We start from the raw sequence: 25344 nt of genomic DNA, 5'->3' as shown, positions 1-25344 counted from the left end.
CTCCCGGGCCCCGCACCGCCGTCCGGGCGGAGCGGGGCCCGGTTCCGTTCCGGCCGGGGAATGGCCGGAAACCGGCGGTGGCACGGCCGGAAGTGTGACGTGCCGCCCCGGTGCGGCGCTGCCGGGCCCCGGTCGGGGCGGGCGCCGGCCCTGACCGCTGGTCAGTCACCTCCGGTGGTGATCGAACTTTGCCAAGGGCATGAAAACCGTGTTCAAGACTTCGTCATGCCGTAACACAACTGACTAAGCGTCGTGCATACGGTTTCGGTAATTAATCGGCCAATCGGTGGCATGCATCTGTCATTAACGGCGCGTTTGCTGCCACGATTCCTCCGGCTGCAGACGAGGGGGCCCCACCCCCCGGTGCAGCTGTCCGAGTTCAGGTGCAGCGCCTCCCGACCTTGCAACGAACCTGCACGACTTGCGAGCACCGCACCGCACTGCAACGCCGACGCACACGCAACGCCATGCACAGCACGGCAACCGCACCCCCGTTGCACCCGGCGGGGGCCCCCACTGCGCCGCAACCGCGGCCCAGGTTCTCTCCACCGTGCACGCCGGGTCGATCCACCCGGTCCGCCGGTCGGAAAAGGAGTCCGCATGTCACGTCACGCCCACGTCCGGAAGGCAGCGGTTGTCATGGCCGCCACCACCGCGCTGCTGGTCACCGGCATACCGGTGATCGCGCAGGCGGCCCCGGACGCGCCGACCGCCGTCGCCAACCAGCAGGCCAGCCGGGCCACGCTGATCGCCTCGGCGAACCAGCAGACCGCCTCCCTGGCCCAGGCGCTCGGCCTGGACGGCAAGGAGCAGCTGGTCACCAAGGACGTCGTCCAGGACGCCAACGGCGCTCGCCACCTGCGCTACGAGCGCACCTACGCCGGGCTCCCCGTCCTCGGCGGCGACCTGATCGTCCACCAGGACGCCACCGGCGCCACCAAGAGCGTGACCAAGGCCAGCGAGGCCAACCTCGCCGGCGTCGGCACCACCCCCGCGCTGGCCGCGCCGAAGGCCCAGGAGGCCGCGCTCGCCGCCGAGCAGGGCACCGTCGAGGGCGCGCCCCGGCTGGTCGTCTGGGCCGCGGACGGCACCCCGAAGCTCGCCTACGAGACCGTGGTCAACGGCCGCGAGTCGGACGGCACCCCGAGCAAGCTGCACGTCGTCACCGACGCCAAGACCGGTGCCGTGCTCAGCAAGGCCGACGGCATCAAGCGCGGCTCCGGCACCGGCGTCTTCGTCGGCACCGTCCCGCTGACCACCACCCAGAGCGGCTCCACCTACTCGCTCAAGGACGCCACCCGCGGCGGCCAGTACACCACCGACATGAAGAACGGCACCTCCGGCAACGGCACGCTGTTCTCCAAGTCCTCCGACACCTGGGGCAACGGCCAGGCCAGCAACCGCGAGTCGGCGGCCGTCGACGCCCAGTACGGTGCCGCCGTCACCTGGGACTTCTACAAGAACAACTTCGGCCGCAACGGCATCAAGAACGACGGCGTCGGCGCGATGAGCCGGGTGCACTACGACACCGGCTACGTCAACGCGTTCTGGGACGACGGCTGCTTCTGCATGACCTACGGCGACGGCAGCGGCGACACCCACCCGCTCACCGAACTCGACGTCTCCGGCCACGAGATGAGCCACGGCGTCACCTCGGCCACCGCCAACCTGAACTACTCGGGAGAGTCCGGCGGCCTCAACGAGGCGACCTCCGACATCATGGGCACCGGCGTCGAGTTCTACGCCAACCTGCCCGCCAACCCGCCGAACTACCTGATCGGCGAGCTGATCGACATCAACGGCAACGGCACGCCGCTGCGCTACATGGACAAGCCCTCCAAGGACGGCACCTCGGCCGACTCCTGGTACTCGGGCGTCGGCAACCTGGACGTGCACTACTCGTCCGGCGTGGCCAACCACTTCTTCTACCTGCTGTCCGAGGGCAGCGGCGCGAAGACCATCAACGGCTTCAACTACAACAGCCCGACGGTCAACAACATCACCGTCTCCGGCATCGGCCGCGACAAGGCGCTGCAGGTCTGGTACAAGGCGCTGACCGCCTACATGACCTCCACCACCGACTACGCCGCCGCCCGCACCGCGACCCTGAACGCGGCCACCGACCTGTACGGCGCCAACAGCGCCGAGTACAACGCGGTCGCCACCGCCTGGGCCGCCGTCAACGTCGGCTCGCTGCCCAACCCGGGCGGCGTCACCGTCACCAGCCCGGGCAACCAGTCCACCGCGGTGGGCGGCTCGGTCAACCTGCAGATCAAGGCCTCGGGCGGGACGGCGCCGCTGTCCTACTCGGCCACCGGGCTGCCGGCCGGCCTGGCCATCAACGCCAACACCGGTGCGATCACCGGCTCCCCGACCGCCGCGGGCAGCTCCAACGTGACGGTCACGGTGAAGGACTCGGCCGGCAAGTCCGGTACGGCCAGCTTCACCTGGACGGTCACCGGTGGTGGCGGCGGTTCCTGCACCCCGGCGCAGCTGCTCGGCAACCCGGGCTTCGAGACCGGGACGGCGTCGCCGTGGACGGCTTCGAGCGGTGTGATCGACAACGGTTCGTCCGAGCCGTCGCACGGTGGTAGCTGGAAGGCGTACCTGGACGGCTACGGCAGCACCCACACCGACACGCTGTCCCAGACGGTGAGCATCCCGGCGGGCTGCAAGGCGACGCTGAGCTTCTGGCTGCACATCGACACCGCCGAGACCGGCAGCACCGCGTACGACAAGCTGGCCGTCTCGGTCAACGGCACCACGCTCAAGACCTACTCGAACGTGGACGCCGCGGCCGGCTACCAGCAGCGCACCTTCGACCTCTCGGCCTACGCGGGCCAGACGGTCACCGTGAAGTTCACCGGCACCGAGGACTCCTCGCTGCAGACCAGCTTCGTGATCGACGACACCTCCGTCCAGACCGGCTGAGGTCGCACCGGCTCCTGAGGGACCGGTGAACCAGGGCAGGCGAGGGGCCCGGCGGCTACGGCCGCCGGGCCCTTGTCGTGTTCCGGGGAACGCTCCGGCCGTGCCTCGGCCGTGCTCCGCTCCGTGTCGATGCAGAAACGAATCTCCTGGGACCTTGACGGCCTGTTCCGGTCGCCCTAGGTTCAGCGCTGCAAGTTTCCGGCAAGTTACAGAAGCTTCTTGCAGACTTCACCCCGGCTGCCCCCCACCCCAGCCACCCCCAGGAGACAACGTGGTCACCACCCCCACCCGCGGGCCCGCCCGCACCCGCCGGCCCGCCCGCACGGCCGGCGCGCTCGCGGCCTCGGCGGCGCTCGCCCTCTCGCTCGGCACCGCCCTCGGCGCCCCCGCCGCGCAGGCCGCCCCGCCCGCGAACAACGGCAAGGACGTCACCGCCACCCTCTTCGAGTGGCGCTTCGACTCGGTCGCCCAGGCCTGCACCACCACCCTCGGCCCGAAGGGCTACGGCTTCGTCGAGGTGTCGCCGCCCCAGGAGCACATCCAGGGCCCGCAGTGGTGGACCTCGTACCAGCCGGTCAGCTACAAGATCGCCGGACGGCTCGGCGACCGCACGTCCTTCAAGAACATGGTGGACACCTGCCACGCGGCCGGGGTGAAGGTGATCGCCGACGCCGTCGTCAACCACATGACGGCCGGCTCCGGCACCGGCACCGGCGGCACCGCGTACACCAAGTACAACTACCCCGGCACGTACCAGGACCAGGACTTCCACACCTGCCGCCAGCCGATCACCAACTACCAGGACCGCGGCAACGTCCAGAACTGCGAGCTGGTCAACCTCGCAGACCTGGACACCGGCAGCGACTACGTCCGGAGCACCATCGCCCACTACCTGGACGACCTCGGCTCGCTCGGCGTCGACGGCTACCGGATCGACGCCGCCAAGCACATCGCCGCCACCGACCTCGCCGCCATCAAGGCCAAGACGGCCAACCCCAAGGCCTACTGGGTGCAGGAGGTCATCTACGGCGCCGGCGAGCCCGTCCAGCCCACCGAGTACACCGGCAACGGCGACGTCGACGAGTTCCGGGTCGGCACCGACCTCAAGCGCGTGTTCACCGCCGACAAGCTCGCAAGCCTCAGCACCTGGGGCGCCTCCTGGGGCTACCTGCCGAGCGACCAGGCGCGCAGCTTCGTCGACAACTGGGACACCGAGCGCAACGGCTCCACCCTCAACTACACCTACGGCAGCACCTACACCCTGGCCAACGTCTTCCTGCTGGCCTCGACCTACGGCTCGCCCAACGTCTACTCGGGCTACGGCTTCAGCGGCAACGACGACGGCCCGCCCAACGGCGGCACCGTCAACGCCTGCTACCAGGACGGCTGGAACTGCACCCACGCCTGGCGGCAGATCGCCAACATGGTCGGCTTCCGCAACGCCGTCGCCGGCACCGGGGTGACCAGCTGGTGGTCCAACGGCAACAACGCGATCGCCTTCGGCCGCGGCAACCGGGGCTACGTCGCGATCAACCACGAGAGCGGCGCGATCACCCAGACCTTCCAGACCGGGCTGCCGGCCGGGACGTACTGCGACGTCCAGCACGGCGACCCGCAGCCCGGCGGGGGCTGCACCGGCCCGACCTACCAGGTGGGCGCCAACGGGCAGTTCACCGCGACGGTCGGCGCGGGCGACGCGGTGGCGCTGTACGTCCAGCCCGGCACGGCGGTGTCCGGCGCCTCCTTCAACGTCAACGCGACCACCTCGTACGGGCAGAACCTGTACGTGGTCGGTGACGCCGCGGCGCTCGGCGGCTGGGACCCGGCCAAGGCGCTGCCGCTGTCCTCGGCCGGGTACCCGGTCTGGTCGCTGGCGCTCTCGCTGCCGGCCGGCACCTCCTTCCAGTACAAGTACCTGCGCAAGGACGCGAGCGGGGCGGTGACCTGGGAGTCCGGGGCCAACCGGGCGGCGACCGTGCCGGGTTCGGGGAACGTCACCCTGAACGACACCTGGCGGCCGTAGCCCTCTGCCCGTACCTGGGACCCCCGTCAGCCCACGGCTGACGGGGGTCCCCCGTGTGAGTGGCGGCGCCGTCCCGGACCTCCCGGGCGGGGGCGGCGCTGGCACCATCACGGGATGAGAGCCACCCCCCTCGTCCTGGACCTCGAACTGTGCGGCGGCCGTTGGGACGGCCACCGCAAGCGGGTCCACGCCACCGCCCCGCCGCCCGCCCTGCGGATGGTGCTGCGCGCCGAACTGCCCGTCGTGGAGGACGGCGAGTACTGGCCGACCACCAGCGTCTACCGGCTGGAGCGGCGGGGCTGCGGGCTGCGGTACCGCCACTCGCACGACGAGTGAGCGCTCCGCCGCCGGGTGTTCCGGCGGGCGGGCGAGCTGGAGGACGGGCGAACTGGAGGACGGGCGCTCCGGCGGGCGGGCCTCAGCCCCGCCCGATGTACGGCATCGCCGACGCCATCACGGTGGCGAACTGCACGTTGGCCTCCAGCGGCAGCGCCGCCATGTGCCGCACGGTGCGGGCCACGTCCGCCACGTCCATGGTCGGCTCGGGCGCGATCCGGCCGTCCGCCTGCCGCACCCCGGCGCTCATCGCGGCCGTCATGTCGGTCGCCGCGTTGCCGATGTCGATCTGGCCGCAGGCGATCCGGTACGGGCGGCCGTCCAGCGAGAGCGACTTGGTCAGGCCGGTGACCGCGTGCTTGGTCGCGGTGTAGGCGATCGACTGCGGGCGCGGGACGTGCGCGGAGATCGAGCCGTTGTTGATGATCCGGCCGCCCTGCGGGGACTGCGCCCGCATCTGCCGGAAGGCGGCCCGGGCGCAGAGGAAGGCGCCGGTCAGGTTGAGGTCGACCACCGCCCGCCAGTCCTCGACCGCCAGCTCGTCCACCGGGACGGCCGGGCCGAAGGTCCCCGCGTTGTTGAACAGCAGGTCCACCCGGCCGTGGTGTCCGACGGCCGTCGCGAACAGCGCGTCCACCGCGGCCGGGTCGGTGACGTCGGTCGGCACCACGTCGGCGGGCAGCACGCCCCGGGGGAAGGCCGCGGCCGTCGCGTGCAGTTGCTCGGCCCGGCGCCCGGCCAGCACCAGCCGCCAGCCGGCCGCGGCCAGCTCCACCGCGACGGCCCGGCCGACCCCGCTCCCGGCTCCGGTGACGACGGCGATCTGCTCCAGCATGGCGCTCTCCTCGGTGGCTCGACGGCTCGGTGGCTCGGTACCGGTACGGTCACACTCTTCCCGGATCCGGTCGAAGAGGGTGCCGGAGCGATCGTTCCGGATGTGCGGGCCACCGTCACTGGGCAAAGCGTCCAAAACCCGGACGGCCGGACGGGCCGGTGCCCGTGCTCCCCGCCGGGCGGCCCCCGCCGTCCGGCGGGCGCGGTGAAGACCTTTACCTGATCGCGAACAAACATTGGATTTCCGGTGGCCACCTCGCAACCGGCCCGCCCCGGGCCACGTCATAAGATCGCAGGGAGGTGCCCTTCCGCGACGGACGGCGCACCACCGCTCCGGGGACCGCACAGCGCCCGCGCCCCCGGGCCTGTCCGGCCCCACCGGGGGGCCGCCGCCCGGTCAGACGGACCGGGCGCGACATCGGTCGGAGAGTCCTCACCGTGCTTAGGCAGTCGTCCCGTTCCCGTGCCGTCCTGACCGGCGCCGCCGTGCTCACCTTGGCCGCCTCGCTCGCGGCCTGCGGAGGGTCCGACGGCGGGAAGGGGAACGGTTCCTCGGCCGACGGCACCCCGGCGGCGACCACCGGCACGGGCGGTGCGAGCGCCACGGGCAGCGCCGTCCCCGGGACGCCCACCGCCGACCAGCCCACCCCGGGCAACGGGAAGGTGCTGATGCCGACCGGCCCGGCCGCCAGCCTCAACAAGGTCCGGGACACCGGCGCCGGCCCGATCATGATGACCAAGGTGACCGGCGCGAAGTCCGGCGTCACCGGCCAGGTCTGGGTCTGGCTGCCGCCCGAGTACAACGACCCCAAGTTCGCCAAGACCGGCTTCCCGGTGCTGACCCTCTACGCGGGCGGCCAGAGCAACGGCTACAACACCTGGACCGACAACCAGCTGCCGATCCAGGAGGCGGACGAGCAGCTGGCCAAGCAGGGCAAGGCCCACCCGTTCATCATGATCATGCCGGTGCAGAACTTCAACAGCGACGAGAAGAACGCGCTGGACTGCTCCGACATCCCGGGCCAGCCGAAGATGGGCACCTGGATGGCCGAGGACATCCCGGCCTGGGTCCGCGCCAACTTCCGCACCTTGAAGGGGCGCGACAGCTGGGGCGTGATGGGCGCCTCCACCGGCGGCTTCTGCAGCGCCAAGATGGCCCTCCAGTACCCGGACGTCTACAAGGCCGCCGTGCCGATCGACGGCTACTTCGTCCCGGACTCCGGGCTGTGGAAGGGCCACGACGCCGAGAAGGCGGCCAACAACCCCAACCTCCTCATCACCCAGGGCAAGGCCGACGTGAAGATGTACGTCACCGCCGGCGGGGCCAACGGCTACGAGAAGGACCTGGTCAAGAGCTGGGTGGCCAAGGCCGTCGCCCCGGTGACCATCCAGTACTACGAGCAGCCCGGCGGCAAGCACCTGACCTCGGACTTCAAGAAGATGATCCCGGACACCCTGCAGTGGCTCAGCGCCAACCTGGAGGGCCCGGCCTCGGAGTGATCCGGGCCCCGGGAGGGGGCGGCCGCAGCAGCCGCCCCCGCCCCCGCGCAGGCCCGTGACCTGCGCGTCAATCGGACATTGATTCGCTTCTGATCGACTGCGAGCACCTTGGATGGGGCGGTCCTCACCGGCCGCCTCCTCCGTCCTCACCAGCCGTGAAGAGAGTGCCATGCCGATCCACCTGCTGCCCCCGCCCGCCGTCTCCGTCCCCGCCCAGGCGGTGCCCGGAGTCGACCCCCGGGACGCGTACGGGCCGGCCACGGACGAGGAGCCGGTCACCGTCCGGTTCGCCGGCCTGCGGCTGGTGCACGCGGCCCTGCGCCGCGACCTCGCGCGGCTGCCCAACGCGCTGCGGCTGCTCCAGCCCGAGGAGGAGGACAAGGGCGAGGCCGTGCTGCGGCACTGGACCTTCATGACCGCCATGCTGACCTGCCACCACGAGCAGCAGGACACCCGGATCTGGCCGATCGTGCGGCGCTTCGCGCCCGAGCTGCGCCTGCTGCTGAACTGGCTGGAGGCCGACCACCACAACCTGGACCACTCCTTCACCCGGGTCACCACGCTGGTCCGGATCGCCAGCCGGGACACCGGCAGCGCCTGGCCGGTCGCCTACGCGATGGAGGACCTGGCCGCCCGGCTGGAGACCCACCTGCGGATCGAGGAGCGGCAGCTGCTGCCCCGGATGGAGCGGGTGGTGGCCGACAGCTCCCGGCTCGGCGGCCTGGCCGAACTGCTCGACCTGCTGCGCGGGGCCGACGGCCCGGGCACGGCGGACGCGCTGGCCTGGCTGCTGGACGGGGTCGACCCGGTGCTGGTCGAGCGGCTGCTGGCCGAGTGCGACGACGACGTGGCCCGCAACTGGCCGCACTGGCAGGCGACCTACCAGCGCTGCACCGCGCCGCTGTGGGGGGCGGCGGGCGAGGGCGTGGCCGGCGGCGGCCTGGGGAGCCTGGTCGACTGAGCGCCGGCCCTTTCGCGGGCCGTTGATCTACGCGCGTGGCACGTGCCGGAGACATATGACCGGCGCGCGGCCGACTCGCGTCGGAGCCGTTGTCGAGCCCTTGCCGAGCCGCTGCCGAGCCGCTGCCGAGCCGCTGCCGAGCTACTGCCCGATGCTCGGCCGACGTCCTCAACTCCCTTGTCCCCCTAGGGGATTCGACCCATCCGTCTCGGGGTCGAGGCGGTCCCCGCCCCGGGGTTGCGACCGGGGGAGGCGTACCGCCGGCGGTCGATGGCGCCCGGCCCGGCACCCCCTACCGTCGGAGCCATGACCTCAGCCCGCAGCACACCCACCGCACCCCGTACCCGCGGCCGTGTCAGTACTCGTACCCGTGGCCGCCTGCTGCCCGCCGTCCGTCGCCCGGCCCTGCTCGCCGCGGCCGCCGTCCTGACCCTGGGCGCCGGACTGACCGCCTGCGAGGGCGGCGTCGCCCTCTGCCTCGACGACAACAGCTGCACCCTGTCCGTCCGGACCGACGGCGCCGACGCCTCCAAGACCGTCAAGGTCTTCGGCGGTGACCACCCGTTGGACATGACCGTCGGCCGCATCACCGACAAGAACGCCGAAGTGACGATCGGCGGCGACAAGAAGACCGTCGACAAGGACAGCGAGTCGACCGTGGGCGGGGTCAAGGTGACCCTGCGCAAGGCGGACAAGGGCGACCACTACGCCGAACTCCACGTCAATCGCTGACCGTTCCGCCGCAGCGCTCCCCGGCGCGCGGCCGCTCCTGCCCCTACTCCGGCAGGCGGTTGAGCCACTCCAGCGGAGCGACCCGGATCGCCGTGTGCGGCGAGCCGTCCCACTCCACCGGAAGGCCGACCGTCTCCACCGCGGCCACCACGGCCCGGCCGATCTCCACCGTCCGCTGCTCCGCCGCCCTGCCCGACTCCTCCCCGCCCGACTCCGCTCCGTCCGACTCCTCCCCGGTGCGGAAGCCGCCGTAGCGCAGCATCAGCCCGCGCCCGGCCGCGGCCGCCTCGGTGTCCTGCTGGTGGAAGAAGACGAAGCCCCGCGAGTCCTCGTCCGCCTCGCCGCCGATCTCCGCGTAGCCGCAGGCGGCGCAGCAGGTGAAGTCCATCGCCGCGACGATGCCCTGGTCCTCCAGGAGGTCGAAGGCCCGCTCCAGCCGGTCCACGTCCGTGAACTCCGGCCAGTGGGCCTGCTCGGCGAGCCGTTCCTCCCACAGCGGAGCGACGATCCGCTCCGCCTCCTCCTGCGTCAGCCCCTGGTCGTCGAGGACCTCGACCAGGGACTCGGCTATCTCGTCCGGCTCCTGGAAGCCGCACCGGATCAACTCGCCTGCCCGTTCCTGGGCTTCGAGCAGCACGTCGGAGGTGAGCGCGGTGTCCCGGGTCATGCCCGCATCCTGGGTCATGTCCGCATCCTGGCACCCGGCACTGACAATTCCGGGCCGAGGCCGGCACCCGTGCGCTACCGTCCGGCGGTGACCTCTCTGCTGCAACCCCCGCTGATCACCCGGCTGCTGGCCGCCGAGCGGATTCTGATCGCCGGCGCCGGCGGGGGTTTCGACGTCTACGCCGGACTCCCGATCGCCCTGGCCCTGCGGGCGGCCGGCAAGGACGTGCACCTGGCCAACCTCTCCTTCACCCACCTCTACGGGCTGCCCGGCGAAGTCTGGCACCAGCCCGACGTGGCCAGGATCGGGCCCGACACCCCCGCCCCCGAGGGCTACTTCCCGGAACGCACGCTGGCCCGCTGGCTGCGGCTGCACGGGATGCCCGACACCGTGTGGGCCTTCCCGACCGTGGGCGTCAGACTGCTCCGCGAGGCCTACCGCACCCTGGTCGCCCACCTGGACGTGGACGCGATCCTGCTGGTGGACGGCGGCACCGACATCCTGATGCGCGGCGACGAGACGGGACTCGGCACGCCCGAGGAGGACATGGCGAGCCTGGCCGCCGTGGCGGGCCTGACGGAGGTGCCGGAGCGGCTGGTCGCCTGCCTGGGCTTCGGCATCGACGCCCACCACGGCGTCAACCACGCCCTGGTGCTGGAGAACCTTGCCGCGATCGACCGGGCCGGCGGCTACCTCGGCGCCTTCTCCATCCCGCGCGGCAGCCGGGAGGGCGCGCTCTACCTGGACGCCGTCGAGCACGCCCGGGCCGCCTTCCCGGAGCACCCCAGCATCGTCAACGGCTCGGTGGCGGCCGCGCTGCGCGGCGAGTTCGGCGACGTGCAGTTCACCGAGCGGACCAAGGGCGGGCAGCTCTTCGTCAATCCGCTGATGACGCTCTACTTCGGCGTCACGGTCGAGGTGCTGGCCGCCGAGAACCGCTACCTGGACCGGCTGGAGCACACCGTGCTGACCCGCCAGATCTCCACCCTCATCGAGGAGTTCCGGGACGAGCTGCCCAGCCAACGGCCGCCCCGGCAGTTCCCGCACTGACCCCGACGGTCGGGGAGCGGGTGCGGGGGAGCGGGTGGTGGGGAGCCGGTGCGGGGGCGCGGCTTCCGGCGACTCAGTGCGGTGCGAGCCGGAACTCCAGGTTCCCGAAACGCACCTGGTCGCCCGGCCGTACCGGGATCCCGCCCGCGATCCGCCGCCCGTTCACATGGGTGCCGTTGGTCGACCCGAGGTCGTACAGCACCCAACCGCCGTTCTCGTGCCGCAGCTCGGCGTGGTTCCGGGAGACCGAGGCGTCGTGCAGCCGCAGCCCCGAGCCGGGGATCCGGCCGATCGTCAGCAGTCCCGCCCCGGCCTGCGGCAGGCTCAGCCCGGGCAGCCGCTCGGTGCGCCAGGCCCGGTTCAGCCGGGCGCCGAAGGCGGAGGCCCGGCCGACCGTCCGCAGGACGAAGCGCTCGACCGGCCCGCCGGTGGGCAGCCCGGCCACCGCGGCGTCCAACTCGTCGCGGCTGGTGGCCTGGAGGACGATGTCCATCCGGCCGAGGAAGGTGTCGTGCGACAGCCGGCCGCTGCCCGCGCCGTCCCTGAGCAGCCCGAGCGCCTGGTCCCGTTCGGCGTCGGAGGGCCGGACGGCGCCGGTGGGGAGCTCAGGCTGCGTCATGGCCCGATTGTCGGTTCGACCGGCTTCGACTGTCCAGATCGCGCGCGGTTCCGGCGCATGGTTCGTACCTCACTGAGCGACAGACGCCCGCTCCACCTGCACGGTTCCCGCCGGGTCGGGTGCCTCCGGCCCGCCCGGTCGGGCCGTCAGCCCTTCCGGGCAGCGGCCAGGATCTTCTCCGTGGTGTGCAGGAACCGGGAGGTCACCGCGCCCCGGTACGACTTACCGAACATCTCCTTGGTGACCCACTTGCCGTCCTGGAGGTGGACCACCACGTACGCCGCGCCCGGATCGGTGCCCAGCACCTCGAAGTCGCCCTTCGGCGAGCGGTGCGGCCCGGAGAGCTCGGCCGGCAGCGGCTCGGAGAGGAAGGCGATCACCAGCCGGACGTCCGGGGTGACCTCGACGCCCCGGAAGGGCTCGGCGGCGAGCAGCGCGGCCACCTCGTCGACCGTCCGCAGCAGCACCGGCACCGGGTAGCCGAGCGCCTGCTCCAGGTGCGCCTCGATCCGCGCGGTCAGCGCGGCCCGGTCGGGCTCGTCGGTCCGGAAGAAGACGTTGCCGGTCTGGATGTACGAGCGGACGTCCGCCAGCCCCAGCTCGGTGAAGAGCGCCCGCAGCCGCTCCATCTTCACCGTGCGGCCGCCGACGTTGATGGCGCGCAGGAACGCGATGTACCGGGTGGAGGCGTTCGAGGTGGTCACCCTGCCAGTCTGGCACCGCCCACCGACAACGCCCGCCCACCGCACCCCCTCGCGCGCGCGGCACCGTTCGTACCCGGCGGTTGTCGGTGCCGGGTGCCAGACTGGCGCCATGGCTACCTGGCAGGATTTCGAGCACGAGGCACCCGAACTCGCGGCCCTGGTACGGGCCCGGTTCGACGCCAACAAGCACCACGTCCTGGCGACGCTGCGCAAGGACGGCTCACCCCGGGTGAGCGGGTCGGAGGTCGACTTCGTCGGGGCCGACGCCTGGCTCGGGTCGATGTACGGCGCGGTCAAGGCACGCGACCTCCAGCGGGACGCGCGGTTCGCGCTGCACGCCCACCCGGGCGACGAGACCATGGCCGGCGGGGACTCCAAGCTCTCCGGCCGCGCGGTGGAGGTCACCGACGAGAACGAGCTCGCCGCCTTCGCGGCCGACCTGCCGGAGCCGCCGCCCACCCCGTTCCACCTCTTCCGGCTGGATCTCCAGCAGGTGGTGCACACCAGCCTGGACGGCGACGCCCTGTGGGTCCTCAACTGGCACCCGGGCCGGCCGGTGGAGCGGACCCAGCTCCACTGACCGATCGGCCCGGAACGCCCACGGCAGGTCGGAACGCCTACGGCAGAACGGACTTGAGCGCCTCGGGAGTCCGGGCCACGACGGCGTGCCCGTCGTCCGCGGTGATGATCGGGCGCTGGATCAGCACGGGGTGCTCGGCCATCGCCGCGATCCAGCGCGCCCGCTCGCCCGCCTCCCGGGGCCACCCCTTCATCCCCAGCTCCTTGGCGACCGGCTCGTCGGTGCGGGTGATGTCCCACGGCTCCAGGCCCAGGCGCTCCAGCACCTGCTCCAGCTCGGCCGCGGTCGGCGGGTCCTCCAGGTAGCGCCGCACGGTGTACTTCGCCCCGGCGGCGTTCAGCTCGTTGAGCGCCGACCGGCACTTGCCACACCGCGGATTGATCCAGATCTCCATGCCGACCAGCCTATCCGCGCTGCCGCCCGGCCCCGGACCCGTCGCCGCCGGTCCGGGGCCCGGTCCGTCTCCGGTCCGTCTCCGGGTCGTCTCCGAGTCCGGCGCCGCCGGGTCCGTCGGCGGTGGGAACTCCGCCGTGCCCGCCCGCTGTTCACGAACCAGGAACCAGCACGTCGGAGGGGAGCACCAGATGGACGGCGCCGCGATCATCGAGCAGCTGATGACCACGGAGGTCAGGACCGATCCGTACCCGCTCTACGCCAGGGCGCACGAGCTCGGCCCGGTGGCCCCGGCCGGGGACGGCATGTTCGTGGTGAGCGGCTACGCGGCGGTCAACAAGGTGCTCCGCACGCCCGCCTTCGGCGTCGCGACCGCCGAGATGACGGCCGGCCTCGCCCCGGAGTTCGCCGCGCACTCCTCGCTCGCCCTGTTCGGCCGCTCGATCCTCCAGCGCAACGCCCCCGACCAGCCCCGGGTCCGCTCGCTGATCGCCTCGGTGTTCACCGCCCGCCGGGTCGCCGCCCTGCGCCCCGCGGTGGAGGTGGCGATCGGCCGGCTGCTGGACGGGATGGCCGAGCAGGGGGCGGACGGCTCCCCGGTGGACTTCATGGACGCCTTCGCCTTCCGGCTGCCGGTCGGGGTGATCTGCGAGCTGCTCGGCGTGCCCGAGCAGGACCGCTACCGCTTCCGCGACCTCGCCTCCGACCTGACCGTCGCCCTGGAGGTCACCCAGGACTTCGACGAGCTGGGCGCCGCCGACCGGGCCGCCGACGAGCTGTCCGACTACTTCACCGCGCTGATCGCCGAACGGCTGGCCCGCCCGCAGGACGACCTGGTCAGCGACCTGGCCCGGGTCGCCGTCGAGGACGGCGGGCGGCTGTCCGGCACCGAACTGCTGGCCAACCTGGTGCTGCTGCTGGTGGCCGGCTTCGAGACCACCACCAACCTCCTCGGCAACGGCCTCGCCCTGCTGTTCCGCCATCCCGAGGTGGCCGCCGGACTGCGCAGCGGCGTGGTCACCCCGGCCGGGTTCACCGACGAGGTGCTGCGCTTCGACTCCCCGGTCCAGGCCACCGCACGGGTCGCCCTGGAGGAGGGCCTGTCGGTCGAGGGCCTGCCCGTCCCGGCCGGCAGCGGGCTGACCCTGCTGATCGGCGCGGCCAACCACGACCCGGCCCGGTACGAGCGGCCGGCGGTGTTCGACCCGTCGCGCACGGACAGCCAGCCGCTCAGCTTCGGTGGCGGCACCCACTTCTGCCTGGGCTCCCAGCTGGCCCGGCTGGAGGGCGAGCTCGCGGTGCCCGCCCTGCTGGACCGTTTCCCCGGGCTCGCCCAGGGCGGCGCCCCGACCCGGCGTGACCGCCTGGTGCTGCGCGGTTACGAGACGCTGCCGGTGACCCTCCGCTGACCGGGCCTTGCCCTCCACTCCCGGTCCCCTCCCGGCCCGGCGCGGTCCACCCGCCGGAACCCGGGACGTTCGGCCATTCGTGACGGGGGCGTCCGTGGGGGAGCATGGAGGGACCAATCCTGTCATTCCTGGCGAATCGCCCAGGTCCGGTCAGCCAGGAGGCCCCCGCCGTGTCCGCCCCCCGCCCGCCGCAGCTCGCGGTCGCGCAGTCCCGGGTGCCGCGCTGGGTGCCCTGGCTGCCGGTGGTCCTGCTGCTCCTGGACCTGGCCACCGAGGCCGTCGTCCCGGACGCGGTGGCGGCCGGCTTCCTGCTCACCGCCCTGCCCGTGGTGGCCGCGTTCAGCTACGGCCCGGTGCTGACCGCCACCACCACGGGCGGTGCGCTGGCCCTCCAGCTGCTGCTGGCCCTGCGCGCGGGCCACGTCAACGAGCAGCACCACGTCTGGGTGTACATCGCCACCGCGCTGTCCGGGGTGATGGGCACCGCCCTGTCCTGGCAGCGCACCCGGCAGAACCGCACCCTCTTGCAGGCCCGCACCGTCGCCGAGACCCTGCAGCGCACGGTGCTGCGGCCGGTGCCGGAGCGGGCCGGCGGCCTGCGGGTCGCCGGACTGTACCGCCCGGCGCAGGCCGAGGTGCTGGTCGGCGGGGACCTCTACGAGGTGTGCGACACCCGCTTCGGCGTCCGGGTGCTGCTCGGGGACGTCCGCGGCAAGGGCCTCGGCGCGGTCCGCACCGTCGCCGACGTGCTCGGCGCCTTCCGGGCGGCCGCCCACGACACCCCGGGCCTGGTCGAGCTCGCCGACCAGCTGGACCGCGCGGTGCTGCGCGACGCGGCCGACCGCGGCGACGACGAGCTGTTCGTCACCGCCGTCCTGCTCCAGTACCGCCCGGGCACCGACTGCGTGGAGTTCGTCAACCGCGGCCACACCACCCCACTGCTGCTGGGCCGGGGCACCATCGCCCCGGTGGCCTGCACCGACGAACTCCCGCTCGGCCTGGGCCACCTCCGCCCCGAGGACGAACCCGCCAAGCCGACGACCGTCGCCCTCCCCCCTGGGCACACCGTCCTGCTCTACACCGACGGCGTCAGCGAGGCCCGCGACTCCACCGGCGCCTTCTACCCCCTCGCCCCGCGCCTGGCCGCCCTGGCCAGCACGGCACCGGACCGAGTGGTCTCCTTCCTGGCCCAGGACGTCCACCAGTACGCCGGCCTCCTCGCCGACGACCTCGCCGTCCTCGCCCTCACCCCCGAATAACCCCGCACCGCCCGGCGCGACGGCCGTGCTGCACGAAACGGGTCCCTGTAGGTCAGCGATCAGCTGACCTACAGGGACCCGCTCACGCCGGGGCCGGGACTCTTACAGGTCGTAGTAGAGCTCGAACTCGTGCGGGTGGGGCCGGAGGGCGATCGGGGCGATCTCGTTGGTGCGCTTGAAGTCGATCCAGGTCTCGATCAGGTCCGGGGTGAAGACGTTGCCCGCCAGGAGGTACTCGTGGTCGGCCTCGAGGGCCTCCAGGACGGCGGGGAGGGAGGAGGGCACCTGGGGGACGTTGGCGTGCTCCTCGGGGGCGAGCTCGTAGAGGTCCTTGTCGACGGGCTCCAGCGGCTCGATCTTGTTGCGGATGCCGTCGAGGCCGGCCATCAGCATGGCGGAGAAGGCCAGGTACGGGTTGGAGGACGGGTCCGGGGCGCGGAACTCGATGCGCTTGGCCTTGGCGTTGGAGCCGGTGATCGGGATGCGGATCGCGGCCGAGCGGTTGCGCTGGGAGTAGACCAGGTTGACGGGCGCCTCGAAGCCGGGGACCAGGCGGTGGTAGGAGTTCACCGACGGGTTGGTGAAGGCCAGCAGCGAGGGGGCGTGCCGGAGCAGGCCGCCGATGTAGTAGCGGGCGGTGTCGGAGAGTCCGGCGTAGCCCTGCTCGTCGTAGAAGAGCGGGGAGCCCTCGGTCCACAGCGACTGGTGGACGTGCATGCCCGAGCCGTTGTCGCCGAAGATCGGCTTCGGCATGAAGGTGGCCGTCTTGCCGTTCCGCCAGGCGACGTTCTTGATGATGTACTTGAACAGCATCAGGTCGTCGGCCGCGTGCAGCAGGGTGTTGAACTTGTAGTTGATCTCCGCCTGGCCGGCGGTGCCGACCTCGTGGTGCTGGCGCTCGACCTCCAGGCCGGACTTGGCCAGCTCCAGGGACATCTCGGCACGCAGGTCGGCGAAGTGGTCGACCGGCGGGGTGGGGAAGTAGCCGCCCTTGTACTTGACCTTGTAGCCGCGCACGTCGCCCTCGGCGGCGCCGCTGTTCCAGGCGCCGGCCTCCGAGTCGATGTGGTAGAAGGACGCGTTGGCGCTGGTGTCGAAGCGCACCGAGTCGAAGACGTAGAACTCGGCCTCGGGCCCGAAGAACGCGGTGTCGGCGATGCCGGAGGAGGCGAGGTAGGCCTCGGCCTTCTTGGCGACGTTGCGCGGGTCGCGGCTGTAGGCCTCGCCGGTGACCGGGTCCTGGATGAAGAAGTTGATGTTGAGGTGCTTCTCGACCCGGAAGGGGTCGAGGCGTGCGGTGGCGAGGTCCGGGACCAGGGCCATGTCGGACTCGTGGATGGCCTGGAAGCCGCGGATCGACGAACCGTCGAACATCAGGGTCTCGGACGGATCGAAGGTCGCCGCGGGTACGGAGAAGTGCTGCATGACGCCCGGCAGATCACAGAAGCGGACATCGACGAACTTCACGTCGTTGTCCTGGATGAACTGCTTCACTTCGGCGGCGTTGTTGAACATCCATCCTCCTCGGCTCGCGAATTGGGCTCACCCTAGGAATGGGTCGTTTCCAGTCGGTGACCCGCTCGTTTCCTAGATGTTAACCGCGACCGCCGAATGGGCGGCAAAGGCCTACGGGACGGGGCAAATCGCCCCGCCGACCTGGGGGTCCTCCGAGAAATGGTCTGGACCACAGGTAAGCCCCGTGAGTGGGATTCACCCGGTCGTGGAGCTGCCCGGTTCGAACCCGGTCCGAGGTCGGCCACGGGTTCGGTTCGGGGCCGGGACCGCGCCCCGCCGGGAGGGGAGCCGGTGCCGGTCCGCGGCGTGAGCCCGGTTAGTGTGGATTCGTGGACACCAGAGAAGCGTTGGGATCGTGGATCGACGGCCCCAAGGCGGCCGCCGAGAAGATGGGCGCCGACTTCGGCTACCGCGGCGAGCGCCTCGGACTGCCCAAGGAGGGCCCCGGCTCGATCGCCGGCCCCGGCCGACGGATCGGCGCCGTGTTCGTGGACGGCTGGCTGGTCTCGCTGGTCTCCTTCGGCCTGCTCGCCAAGGGCGACACGGCCGAGGCCAACCTGTGGACCCTCCCGCTCTTCTTCCTGGTCGCGGTCCTGCTGCTCTCCACCACCGGCACCACCCTCGGCAAGCGGCTGTTCGGCCTCCGGGTGATCCGCCTGGACGGGCGCCGCGCCACCATCCCGCAGGTCCTGCTGCGCACCGTGCTGCTGTGCCTGGTGGTGCCGCCGCTGGTCTGGGACCGCGACACCCGGGGACTGCACGACAAGGCCGTCGGCACCGTCGAGGTCCGGATCTAGCGGAGGTTCGGCGCCGGCGGAGCCCCGGAGCCCGAGAACCCCGGAGCCCGAGAACCCCGGAGCCCCAGGAAGTCGGCGAGAAGCCGGAAACGTCGAACGGCCCCGCCCCGGAGGTTCCGGGGCGGGGCCGTTCCGCGTTGTCAGCGGAGGGGAGGTCAGCGGGCCTGGCCGCCCTTGGGCATCCGGGCACCCTTGGGCATCGGGCCCTTGGGGATCGGCGCCTTGGAGAGCAGGTCGCCCAGCGCGCGCAGACGGTCGTTGGTCTCGGTGACCTGGGCGGCGGTGATCGCGCGGGGCAGCCGCATCAGGTGGATCTGCAGCTTCTTGAGCGGGATCTCGCCCTCGCCGGTGCCCACCACGATGTCGTGCACCGGGATGTCACCGACCACGCGGGCCATCTTCTTCTTCTCGGAGGCCAGCAGCTGGCGCACCCGGTTGGGGTTGCCCTCGCCGATCAGCGCGATGCCGGCCCGGCCGACGGCGCGGTAGACCGCGTCCTGGCTGCGGGTGACCGCGACCGGGGTGGAGTTGGAGCTCCAGCCGCGCCGGATGTTGTTCAGCACCGCAGCTACGGCGCCCGGCTGCCCCTCCATCTGCCCGAACGCGGCGCGTTCGGCCCGGCGCCCGAAGACGATCGCCATGGCCAGGACGGCCACGATGAAGCCCAGGATGCCCAGATAGACGGGGTGGTCGATCGCGAAGCCGATGGCGAGGAACACGCCGAAGGTCAGCAGGCCGACGCCGGCGATGATCAGGCCGATCTTGGTGTCGACCTTCTTGGTCATGGTGTACGCCAGACGGATCTGCTTCAGCCGTCCGGGGTTCTCGGATGTTTCCCTCGCCATAACGCTCATGGTACGTGGCACGGGTACGGGATATCCAAGCCCGGGTACCCGTTCGCCCGAACCGTGACCCGTCCGCCCACACGCCGTCGCGCACAGCGACGGCCGGACTCACCGTCCCGCGGAGCGCGCTCCCGTCGCGCCGCCCACCCCGGCCGCCCCGCCCGGCGGGCCGTCGTGCCGACGGTCCGCCGCGTGCCGACGGTCCTCGCACACCGCCGCCCAGGCGTTGCGCCGCGCGTGCCGCTGGCCGGGGGCCAGCAGGACGCTCTCGGCGAACCGCAGCGCCACCCCCACCGACCGGATCCGCATCCGCATGCCGAACAGCTCCTCTCGTGGCTGAGAAGAATCGAACGCCCACCAGGCGTCCATCGTCCCCACCCCGTGTTACCAGCCCGTGACCAGGCAGTCAAAGCGCGGTGAAACCCGGAAGGGCGGAGCCGAGGCTCCGCCCTTCCCATGGCTCGAACAGATCGAACAGCTCGAACGGCTCAGGCAACTCAAGCAGCTCGCACGGCCCGGGGCCGACGGCGAGGTCGGACCGCGAGGTCAGACCGCGGCCTGCTCGCGCTTCTCCAGCGCCTGCCGGTACAGCCGCCCGGCCCGGTACGAGGAGCGCACCAGCGGGCCCGACATGACACCGGCGAAGCCCAGCTCCTCGGCCTCCTCCTGGAGCTCGACGAACTCCTGGGGCTTGACCCAGCGCTCCACCGGGTGGTGGCGCAGCGAGGGCCGCAGGTACTGGGTGATGGTGATCAGCTCGCAGCCGGCCCCGACCAGGTCGGCCAGCGCCTGGCTGACCTCCTCGCGGGTCTCGCCCATGCCCAGGATCAGGTTGGACTTGGTGACCAGTCCGGCGGCGCGGGCCTGGGTGATGACGTCCAGGGAGCGCTCGTAGCGGAAGGCCGGGCGGATCCGCTTGAAGATGCGCGGCACGGTCTCGACGTTGTGGGCGAGCACCTCGGGGCGGGAGGAGAAGACCTCGGCCAGCTGCTCGGGCACCGCGTTGAAGTCGGGGATGAGCAGCTCGACGCCGGTGCGGCCGGTCGCGCGCTCGGCGGTCATCGCGTGCACCTGGCGGACGGTCTCGGCGTACAGCCAGGCGCCGCCGTCCTCCAGGTCGTCGCGGGCGACGCCGGTGATGGTGGCGTAGTTGAGGTCCATGGTGACGATGGACTCGGCGACCCGGCGCGGCTCGTCGCGGTCGAACTCGGCGGGCTTGCCGGTGTCGATCTGGCAGAAGTCGCAGCGGCGGGTGCACTGGTCACCGCCGATGAGGAAGGTCGCCTCGCGGTCCTCCCAGCACTCGAAGATGTTGGGACAGCCGGCCTCCTGGCAGACCGTGTGCAGTCCCTCCTTCTTCACCAGCGACTGGAGGGCGTTGTACTCCGGCCCCATCTTCGCGCGGGTCTTGATCCACTCGGGCTTCCGCTCGATGGGGGTCTCGCTGTTGCGGACCTCCAGGCGGAGCAGCTTCCTGCCGTCGGGCGCGACAGCGGACACGTGCGACTCCTAGAACTAGACGGGGTACCCCCAGGGTACGCCTGTGGTTGTACGGCCTTCGCCGGGCCTGCCGCCCTGCAATCGCAGGGCAACACGGCTACCGGCCAGTAGATTCCCAGTGACTGGGGGGAGCCCGGTGTGCTCCCGGAAGACTTCAGCCGCTGAGCGAGCGACTGAGCGCCGGCTCCGGCAGCTCGGCGAAGACGGCCTGGAGGTGCCGTTCGACCGACGGCAGCGCCTCGCTCACCGGGAAGTCCCGGCCCAGCTCGCCGGCCAGCGAGGCGACGCCCGCGTCCCGGATGCCGCACGGCACGATCTTGTCGAAGTACGTCATCTCCGGATCGCAGTTGAGCGCGAAGCCGTGCATGGTCACCCCGCGGGCGACCCGCACGCCGATCGCGGCGAGCTTGCGGTCGCCGCCGCGCTGCCCGGCGTTGGACGGTGCGTACTCGGGCCCGGCCAGTCGCGGGTCGATGCCCAGCGGCAGGCCCATCCGCAGGGTCAGCTTGCCGATGTCGACCACCTCGGCCGGGTCCACCACGGCGTCCGGAATGTTCTCGCCGAGCACCCAGACCCCGCTGCGGCCCTCGACCCGGGTGGTTCCGATGCCGAAGTCGGCGGCGGCGCGGATCAGCGCCTCCTCCAGCCGGCGGACGTAGGCGATCACGTCGATCGGGTCGGGCAGCTTGACGATCGGGTAGCCGACCAGCTGGCCGGGGCCGTGCCAGGTGATCTCGCCGCCCCGGTTGACCTCGACCACCGGGGTGCCGTCCAGCGGCAGGTCGGCGGGGTTGGTGCGCTTGCCCATGGTGTAGACGGGCGGGTGCTCCAGCAGCAGCACGGTGTCGGGGATCTCGTCCGCGACCCGCAGCGCGTGCAGCCGCTGCTGTTCCTCCCACGCCTCCTCGTACGGGACGACGTGCTCGCCTATGCCCATTCGAACGAAACGTACGTTCTCGCTCACCGCTGCCGCTCCTTGCCAGGCGTTCGAGACCAACCTCGCCACTGTACGCCCACGCCCGCGTCACCCGTTCGGCCGCGCCCCCACCCGTCCCCACCTGCCCCCACCCGCCCCGGCACCCCCGTCAGCCGCCACCACCCCCGGCCAGCAGTTGCAGGCGCAGCGCCAGCTGCAGCTCCAGCGACCGCTCCGGCTGGTTCCAGCCCCCGCCGAGCAGCGCCTCGACCCGGTCCAGCCGCTGGACCACCGTGTTCACGTGGACGTGCAGCTCGTCCTTGGCCCTGGTCAGGCTGCCGCCGCAGTCGAAGTAGGCGCGCAGGGTACGGACCAGCTCGGTGCCGCGCTTGGCGTCGTAGGCGAGCAGCGGGCCGAGCGCGCCGCCGACGAAGCCGTCCACGTCGTGGCCGTCGCCGAGCAGTACCCCGAGGAAGCCGAGCGCGCCGGCCGAGGCGCCCTCCCCGGCGCGGCCGAGCACCCGCAGGGCCCGTACGCAGCGCAGGCCCTCGTCGTACGAGGCGGCCAGGGCGGCCGGGCCGGCGGCGGGGCGGCCGGCGCCGACGGTGACGGCGAAGCCCGCCAGCCGGGCCAGCCGTTCGGCGGCCCGCCGGGCGGTCTGCTCCGGGTCCTCGGCGCAGCCCGGGGCGACGGGCACCAGCAGTGCGACCGCCTCGCCGTGCTCGGCGCTGACGCCGCGGGAGCCGAACAGGTACCGCCGGGCCGCGCCGGCCAGTCGCCCCCGGTCGTCGCCGTCGCGGTCGGCGGGTTCGGCGGCCAGCGCCAGGTGCGGCCGGGCGAGGTCGACCCCGAGCCGGCGGCCGCGGGCGGTGAGCCCGGCCGGGTCGCGGTCGGGGGCGGTGAGCAGGTCGGTGAGCAGTTCGCCGCGGACCCGGTTCTCGGTCTCCGCGACCGAGCGGCGCAGCAGCAGGACCAGCGCGGTCACCACGCCGGCCCGTTCGAACAGCCGCCGGTCGGGGTCGTCCAGGTCGGGCCGGCCGCGCAGCACCAGGGTGCCGAGCAGGTCGTGCCCGGCCAGCACCGCGCACACCCAGAGCCCGTCGTGCCGTACGGACCGGCCCTCGGCCCGGGAGGCGGCCACCGCGTCGGCGAGTTCGGCCGCGGCGGCGGGCGGTCCGGCGAGCGGTTCGCCCTCGGCGTCCAGGACGGTCGTCTCCCCGTCCAGCAGGTGGGCGACGGCGGCGGCCACGTCCGACACCTCGGCGCCGCGCAGCACCAGGTCGGTCAGCCGGTCGTGGGCCTGCTCGGCGCGCTGGACGGCGGCGGAGTGGGCCCGGACCAGCTCGTTGGCGGCGTTGAGTTCGGCCAGCGCGGCCCGGGTGTCGGCCAGCGCCGCGGCGGTGTCCAGGGCGATCGCGGCGTGCGCGGCCAGGGTGCAGAGCAGCGCGACCTCGTCGGGGGAGAAGGCGCGCGGCGAGCGGTCGGCGGCGAACAGGACGCCGATGACGTCGCCGCCGAGCAGCAGCGGTACGCCGATGATCGCCACCAGGCCCTCGTCCAGCACGCCCGCGTCGATCGTGCCGGTGTGGTGGAAGCGCTCGTCGGCGCGGTAGTCGGGGGTGGCGTAGGGGCGGGCGGTCTGGGCGACCAGCCCGCCGAGGCCGTCGCCGAGGCTGAGGCGCAGGGTCTGGAACAGGACGGAGACCGAGCCGTCGGTGACCCGCATGTAGGTGTCGCCGGCGGCCTCGTCCGGCAGGGTCAGGTAGGCGGTGTCGGTGCCGAGCAGCATCCGGGCGCGGCGGACGATGGCCTGCAGCACGGTGTCCAGGTCCCGGGACGCGGCGAGGTCTCCGGCGGTGTCGAACAGTGCCGTCAACTCGGCTTCCCGGCGCCGGTGCTGACGCAGGGTGCGGTGCACCCGCAGGGCCTGCCAGGTGGCGTCGTCGATCTCGGCGAGGACGCCGGCCGGCGCCCCGCGGCGGCGGGCGTCGGCCAGCACCTCGGCGAAGTCCTCGGTGGCGGAGCCGGAGGCGAGCAGGTCGAGCAGCCGTCGCAGCGCGGGCGCGGCGCTCTCGTCGGGGCGGTTCATCCGGTCATCCGGGGTGGTTCATGGTGCGGGCCGCCAATCGGCGTCGGTTCCGTCGGTGCCGAGGAATCGCGATGCTATCGGCTCGCCGTCCAGGCCATTCCGTCCGTGCCACCGCGTCCAGGCCACTGCGTCCAGGCCACCGCGTCCATGCCACCGCGCTAAGCCACCGCGTCCGGGCCACCGCGTCCCCAGGCCGCCGCGTTCAGGCCACGGCGGGCTTCCCGACCGCCGCACCGTCCGGCGACGCCTCCTCCGCGACCTCCGCCAGGTCCTGCCCCCTGGTCTCCCGCGCGCACAGCACCGCCAGGACGGTGACCGCCGCCGCGATCGCCACGTACACCGAGACGGGGGTGGCGCTGCCGTAGTCCTTGAGCAGCGCGGTCGCGATCAGCGGCGCCGGCGCGCCGGCCGCCACCGAGGCGAACTGGGCGCCGATGGAGGCCCCCGAGTAGCGCAGCCGGGTCGCGAACAGCTCGGAGAAGAAGGCCGCCTGCGGGGCGTACATGGCGCTGTGGAAGACCAGGCCGACCGTCACCGCGAGGACCAGCTGCCCGAACGAGTGGGTGTCCACCAGCCCGAAGAACACGAACGCCCAGGCCCCGACACCGACCGCGCCCACCAGGTACACCGGTTTGCGCCCGACCCGGTCGGACAGCGCCCCGAACAGCGGGATCAGCGCGAACTGGATCGCGGAGCCGATCAGTACGGCGTTCAGCGCGCTCTGCTTGTCGAAGTGGGCGTGGGTGACGGCGTACGTCAGCACAAAGGTGGTCATCACGTAGTACGAGATGTTCTCCGCCATCCGCGCGCCCATGGCCACCAGCACCTCCCGCCAGTGGTTGCGCAACACCCCCACCAGCGGCGCCTGTTCGGTCGCCGGGCGGTTCGCGACCGCCTCCCGGAACAGCGGCGACTCCTCCACCGCCAGCCGGATCCACATCCCGACGCCGACCAGCACCGCCGACAGCAGGAACGGCACCCGCCACCCCCACGCCAGGAACGCGCTCTCCGACTGCACCGCCGTCATCAGCGACAGCACGCCCGCCGCCAGCAGGTTCCCGGCGGGCGCCCCGCCCTGCGGCCACGACGCCCAGAACCCCCGCCGCCGCCGGTCCCCGTGCTCCGACACCAGCAGCACCGCCCCGCCCCACTCGCCGCCGAGCGCGAAGCCCTGCACCAGCCGCAGCGCGGTCAGCAGCACCGGCGCCGCCGCCCCGATCGAGTCGTAGGTCGGCAGCAACCCGATCGCGGTGGTCGATCCGCCCATCAGCAGCAGGCTCACCACCAGGAGTCTCTTCCGGCCGATCCGGTCGCCGAAGTGACCGAACACCAGCGCTCCGACCGGCCGTGCCGCGAACCCGATCGCGTACGTCAGGAACGACAGCAGGGTCCCGGTCAGCGGGTCGGTGTTCGGGAAGAACAGCTTCCCGAAGACCAGCGCCGCGGCCGTTCCGTACAAGAAGTAGTCGTACCACTCGATCGTCGTGCCGATCAGACTCGCGGCCACCACTCGCGGGAGTGAACTGGTAGCCGCCGTGCCACGTGCGGGGGCGTTCATGGTCACCACTTCCAGGTCCAGGGGGACGGGGACGATGTCGCCACAAGGTAGGGAGCCCGCGCCCGGCGGCCCATGTGGTCGACCCACACAGCCCGTCGGCCCGCTGTGGCCCTCCGCCCCATGACC

23 protein-coding genes are annotated in these 25344 nt (G+C 72.3%); 11 read left to right on the top strand and 12 right to left on the bottom strand.

Annotation, left to right across the window (positions count from 1 at the left end; all coding sequences use genetic code 11):
- The first annotated feature begins 600 nt into the window (after positions 1-600).
- The 3 genes from ACFC1T_RS27180 to ACFC1T_RS27170 all read left to right on the top strand — a co-directional run bounded on the left by ACFC1T_RS27180 (position 601) and on the right by ACFC1T_RS27170 (position 5290).
- Positions 601-2931, top strand: a complete 2331-nt coding sequence (locus tag ACFC1T_RS27180; RefSeq protein ID WP_375892626.1) for a M4 family metallopeptidase — start codon at positions 601-603, stop codon at positions 2929-2931.
- 271 nt (positions 2932-3202) lie between these two features.
- Positions 3203-4954 (top strand): carbohydrate-binding module family 20 domain-containing protein, encoded by a 1752-nt coding sequence (locus ACFC1T_RS27175; protein ID WP_375892625.1) that lies wholly within the window; start codon positions 3203-3205, stop codon positions 4952-4954.
- A gap of 114 nt (positions 4955-5068) precedes the next feature.
- Positions 5069-5290: a hypothetical protein gene (locus ACFC1T_RS27170; protein ID WP_375892623.1), complete on the top strand. Its 222-nt coding sequence runs from the start codon at positions 5069-5071 to the stop codon at positions 5288-5290.
- An 82-nt stretch (positions 5291-5372) separates the two neighbouring features.
- On the opposite strand, the gene ACFC1T_RS27165 is transcribed toward ACFC1T_RS27170, so the two are convergent.
- Positions 5373-6125 (bottom strand): SDR family oxidoreductase, encoded by a 753-nt coding sequence (locus ACFC1T_RS27165; protein WP_375892622.1) that lies wholly within the window; start codon positions 6123-6125, stop codon positions 5373-5375.
- Positions 6126-6562: 437 nt separating this feature from the next.
- Between ACFC1T_RS27165 and ACFC1T_RS27160 the strand changes: the two genes are divergently transcribed.
- From ACFC1T_RS27160 to ACFC1T_RS27150, 3 genes are all read left to right on the top strand, one after another.
- Entirely contained in the window at positions 6563-7624 is a 1062-nt protein-coding gene (locus ACFC1T_RS27160; protein WP_375892620.1) for an alpha/beta hydrolase, read from the top strand.
- A 169-nt stretch (positions 7625-7793) separates the two neighbouring features.
- A complete protein-coding gene (locus tag ACFC1T_RS27155; RefSeq protein WP_375892619.1) occupies positions 7794-8585 on the top strand; it encodes a hemerythrin domain-containing protein in 792 nt (263 codons plus the stop codon).
- A 306-nt stretch (positions 8586-8891) separates the two neighbouring features.
- The gene (locus ACFC1T_RS27150; protein ID WP_375892618.1) at positions 8892-9317 is read left to right on the top strand and encodes a hypothetical protein; all 426 of its coding nucleotides are present in this window, start codon (positions 8892-8894) and stop codon (positions 9315-9317) included.
- A 43-nt stretch (positions 9318-9360) separates the two neighbouring features.
- Here ACFC1T_RS27150 and ACFC1T_RS27145 read toward each other — a convergent pair whose 3' ends face one another.
- Complete coding sequence (locus tag ACFC1T_RS27145) at positions 9361-10002, bottom strand: DUF6891 domain-containing protein (RefSeq protein WP_375892616.1); 642 nt, start codon at positions 10000-10002, stop codon at positions 9361-9363.
- Between the two features lie 69 nt (positions 10003-10071).
- On the opposite strand from ACFC1T_RS27145, the gene ACFC1T_RS27140 reads away from it, so the two are divergent.
- Entirely contained in the window at positions 10072-11034 is a 963-nt protein-coding gene (locus ACFC1T_RS27140) for a DUF1152 domain-containing protein (protein WP_375892614.1), read from the top strand.
- A gap of 73 nt (positions 11035-11107) precedes the next feature.
- Here ACFC1T_RS27140 and ACFC1T_RS27135 read toward each other — a convergent pair whose 3' ends face one another.
- Positions 11108-11653, bottom strand: coding sequence for an FHA domain-containing protein (locus tag ACFC1T_RS27135; protein WP_375892613.1), 546 nt, complete (start codon positions 11651-11653; stop codon positions 11108-11110).
- Positions 11654-11799: 146 nt separating this feature from the next.
- A complete protein-coding gene (locus ACFC1T_RS27130) occupies positions 11800-12357 on the bottom strand; it encodes a DUF1697 domain-containing protein (RefSeq protein ID WP_375892612.1) in 558 nt (185 codons plus the stop codon).
- Positions 12358-12466: 109 nt separating this feature from the next.
- Here ACFC1T_RS27130 and ACFC1T_RS27125 point away from each other — a divergent pair, with 109 nt between their 5' ends.
- Positions 12467-12937 (top strand): pyridoxamine 5'-phosphate oxidase family protein, encoded by a 471-nt coding sequence (locus ACFC1T_RS27125; protein ID WP_375892610.1) that lies wholly within the window; start codon positions 12467-12469, stop codon positions 12935-12937.
- A 37-nt stretch (positions 12938-12974) separates the two neighbouring features.
- On the opposite strand, the gene ACFC1T_RS27120 is transcribed toward ACFC1T_RS27125, so the two are convergent.
- Positions 12975-13331 (bottom strand): arsenate reductase family protein, encoded by a 357-nt coding sequence (locus ACFC1T_RS27120; RefSeq protein WP_375892608.1) that lies wholly within the window; start codon positions 13329-13331, stop codon positions 12975-12977.
- Between the two features lie 190 nt (positions 13332-13521).
- Here ACFC1T_RS27120 and ACFC1T_RS27115 point away from each other — a divergent pair, with 190 nt between their 5' ends.
- The gene (locus ACFC1T_RS27115; protein WP_375892606.1) at positions 13522-14739 is read left to right on the top strand and encodes a cytochrome P450; all 1218 of its coding nucleotides are present in this window, start codon (positions 13522-13524) and stop codon (positions 14737-14739) included.
- Between the two features lie 170 nt (positions 14740-14909).
- Positions 14910-15998 carry a PP2C family protein-serine/threonine phosphatase gene (locus ACFC1T_RS27110; protein ID WP_375892604.1) on the top strand — a complete coding sequence of 363 codons (1089 nt, stop codon included), beginning with the start codon at positions 14910-14912 and terminating at the stop codon, positions 15996-15998.
- A gap of 102 nt (positions 15999-16100) precedes the next feature.
- Here the strand turns inward: ACFC1T_RS27110 and glnA are convergent, their stop codons facing one another.
- Entirely contained in the window at positions 16101-17513 is a 1413-nt protein-coding gene (gene glnA / locus ACFC1T_RS27105; protein WP_375892603.1) for a type I glutamate--ammonia ligase, read from the bottom strand.
- Positions 17514-17842: 329 nt separating this feature from the next.
- On the opposite strand from glnA, the gene ACFC1T_RS27100 reads away from it, so the two are divergent.
- The gene (locus tag ACFC1T_RS27100; protein ID WP_375892601.1) at positions 17843-18310 is read left to right on the top strand and encodes an RDD family protein; all 468 of its coding nucleotides are present in this window, start codon (positions 17843-17845) and stop codon (positions 18308-18310) included.
- Between the two features lie 155 nt (positions 18311-18465).
- On the opposite strand, the gene ACFC1T_RS27095 is transcribed toward ACFC1T_RS27100, so the two are convergent.
- The 6 genes from ACFC1T_RS27095 to ACFC1T_RS27070 all read right to left on the bottom strand — a co-directional run bounded on the left by ACFC1T_RS27095 (position 18466) and on the right by ACFC1T_RS27070 (position 25218).
- A complete protein-coding gene (locus ACFC1T_RS27095; RefSeq protein ID WP_375892599.1) occupies positions 18466-19155 on the bottom strand; it encodes a DUF4191 domain-containing protein in 690 nt (229 codons plus the stop codon).
- A gap of 108 nt (positions 19156-19263) precedes the next feature.
- A complete protein-coding gene (locus tag ACFC1T_RS27090) occupies positions 19264-19470 on the bottom strand; it encodes a hypothetical protein (protein ID WP_375892598.1) in 207 nt (68 codons plus the stop codon).
- 231 nt (positions 19471-19701) lie between these two features.
- Positions 19702-20655: a lipoyl synthase gene (lipA, locus tag ACFC1T_RS27085; protein ID WP_375892596.1), complete on the bottom strand. Its 954-nt coding sequence runs from the start codon at positions 20653-20655 to the stop codon at positions 19702-19704.
- Between the two features lie 154 nt (positions 20656-20809).
- Positions 20810-21592, bottom strand: a complete 783-nt coding sequence (lipB, locus tag ACFC1T_RS27080) for a lipoyl(octanoyl) transferase LipB (RefSeq protein ID WP_375892690.1) — start codon at positions 21590-21592, stop codon at positions 20810-20812.
- Between the two features lie 148 nt (positions 21593-21740).
- Positions 21741-23660 (bottom strand): helix-turn-helix domain-containing protein, encoded by a 1920-nt coding sequence (locus ACFC1T_RS27075; protein ID WP_375892594.1) that lies wholly within the window; start codon positions 23658-23660, stop codon positions 21741-21743.
- Positions 23661-23862: 202 nt separating this feature from the next.
- A complete protein-coding gene (locus ACFC1T_RS27070) occupies positions 23863-25218 on the bottom strand; it encodes an MFS transporter (RefSeq protein ID WP_375892592.1) in 1356 nt (451 codons plus the stop codon).
- Positions 25219-25344 lie beyond the last annotated feature (126 nt).

It is taken from the genome of Kitasatospora sp. NPDC056076 (assembly GCF_042266305.1).
In the GTDB taxonomy this organism is placed as follows: domain Bacteria; phylum Actinomycetota; class Actinomycetes; order Streptomycetales; family Streptomycetaceae; genus Kitasatospora.
This window is presented reverse-complemented; position numbering and strand designations above follow the sequence as displayed.

Excerpts from the sequence above, each read along its gene's own strand:
- ACFC1T_RS27090 (WP_375892598.1), bottom strand. The coding sequence starts at position 19,470 with ATGCGGATGCGGATCCGGTCGGTGGGGGTGGCGCTGCGGTTCGCCGAG.
- ACFC1T_RS27115 (WP_375892606.1), top strand. The coding sequence starts at position 13,522 with ATGGACGGCGCCGCGATCATCGAGCAGCTGATGACCACGGAGGTCAGG.
- ACFC1T_RS27095 (WP_375892599.1), bottom strand. The coding sequence starts at position 19,155 with ATGGCGAGGGAAACATCCGAGAACCCCGGACGGCTGAAGCAGATCCGT.
- ACFC1T_RS27070 (WP_375892592.1), bottom strand. The coding sequence starts at position 25,218 with ATGAACGCCCCCGCACGTGGCACGGCGGCTACCAGTTCACTCCCGCGA.
- ACFC1T_RS27155 (WP_375892619.1), top strand. The coding sequence starts at position 7,794 with ATGCCGATCCACCTGCTGCCCCCGCCCGCCGTCTCCGTCCCCGCCCAG.
- lipB (WP_375892690.1), bottom strand. The coding sequence starts at position 21,592 with ATGGGCATAGGCGAGCACGTCGTCCCGTACGAGGAGGCGTGGGAGGAA.
- ACFC1T_RS27170 (WP_375892623.1), top strand. The coding sequence starts at position 5,069 with ATGAGAGCCACCCCCCTCGTCCTGGACCTCGAACTGTGCGGCGGCCGT.
- ACFC1T_RS27075 (WP_375892594.1), bottom strand. The coding sequence starts at position 23,660 with ATGAACCGCCCCGACGAGAGCGCCGCGCCCGCGCTGCGACGGCTGCTC.
- ACFC1T_RS27180 (WP_375892626.1), top strand. The coding sequence starts at position 601 with ATGTCACGTCACGCCCACGTCCGGAAGGCAGCGGTTGTCATGGCCGCC.
- ACFC1T_RS27145 (WP_375892616.1), bottom strand. The coding sequence starts at position 10,002 with ATGACCCAGGATGCGGGCATGACCCGGGACACCGCGCTCACCTCCGAC.
- ACFC1T_RS27165 (WP_375892622.1), bottom strand. The coding sequence starts at position 6,125 with ATGCTGGAGCAGATCGCCGTCGTCACCGGAGCCGGGAGCGGGGTCGGC.
- ACFC1T_RS27150 (WP_375892618.1), top strand. The coding sequence starts at position 8,892 with ATGACCTCAGCCCGCAGCACACCCACCGCACCCCGTACCCGCGGCCGT.
- glnA (WP_375892603.1), bottom strand. The coding sequence starts at position 17,513 with ATGTTCAACAACGCCGCCGAAGTGAAGCAGTTCATCCAGGACAACGAC.
- ACFC1T_RS27135 (WP_375892613.1), bottom strand. The coding sequence starts at position 11,653 with ATGACGCAGCCTGAGCTCCCCACCGGCGCCGTCCGGCCCTCCGACGCC.
- ACFC1T_RS27120 (WP_375892608.1), bottom strand. The coding sequence starts at position 13,331 with ATGGAGATCTGGATCAATCCGCGGTGTGGCAAGTGCCGGTCGGCGCTC.
- ACFC1T_RS27125 (WP_375892610.1), top strand. The coding sequence starts at position 12,467 with ATGGCTACCTGGCAGGATTTCGAGCACGAGGCACCCGAACTCGCGGCC.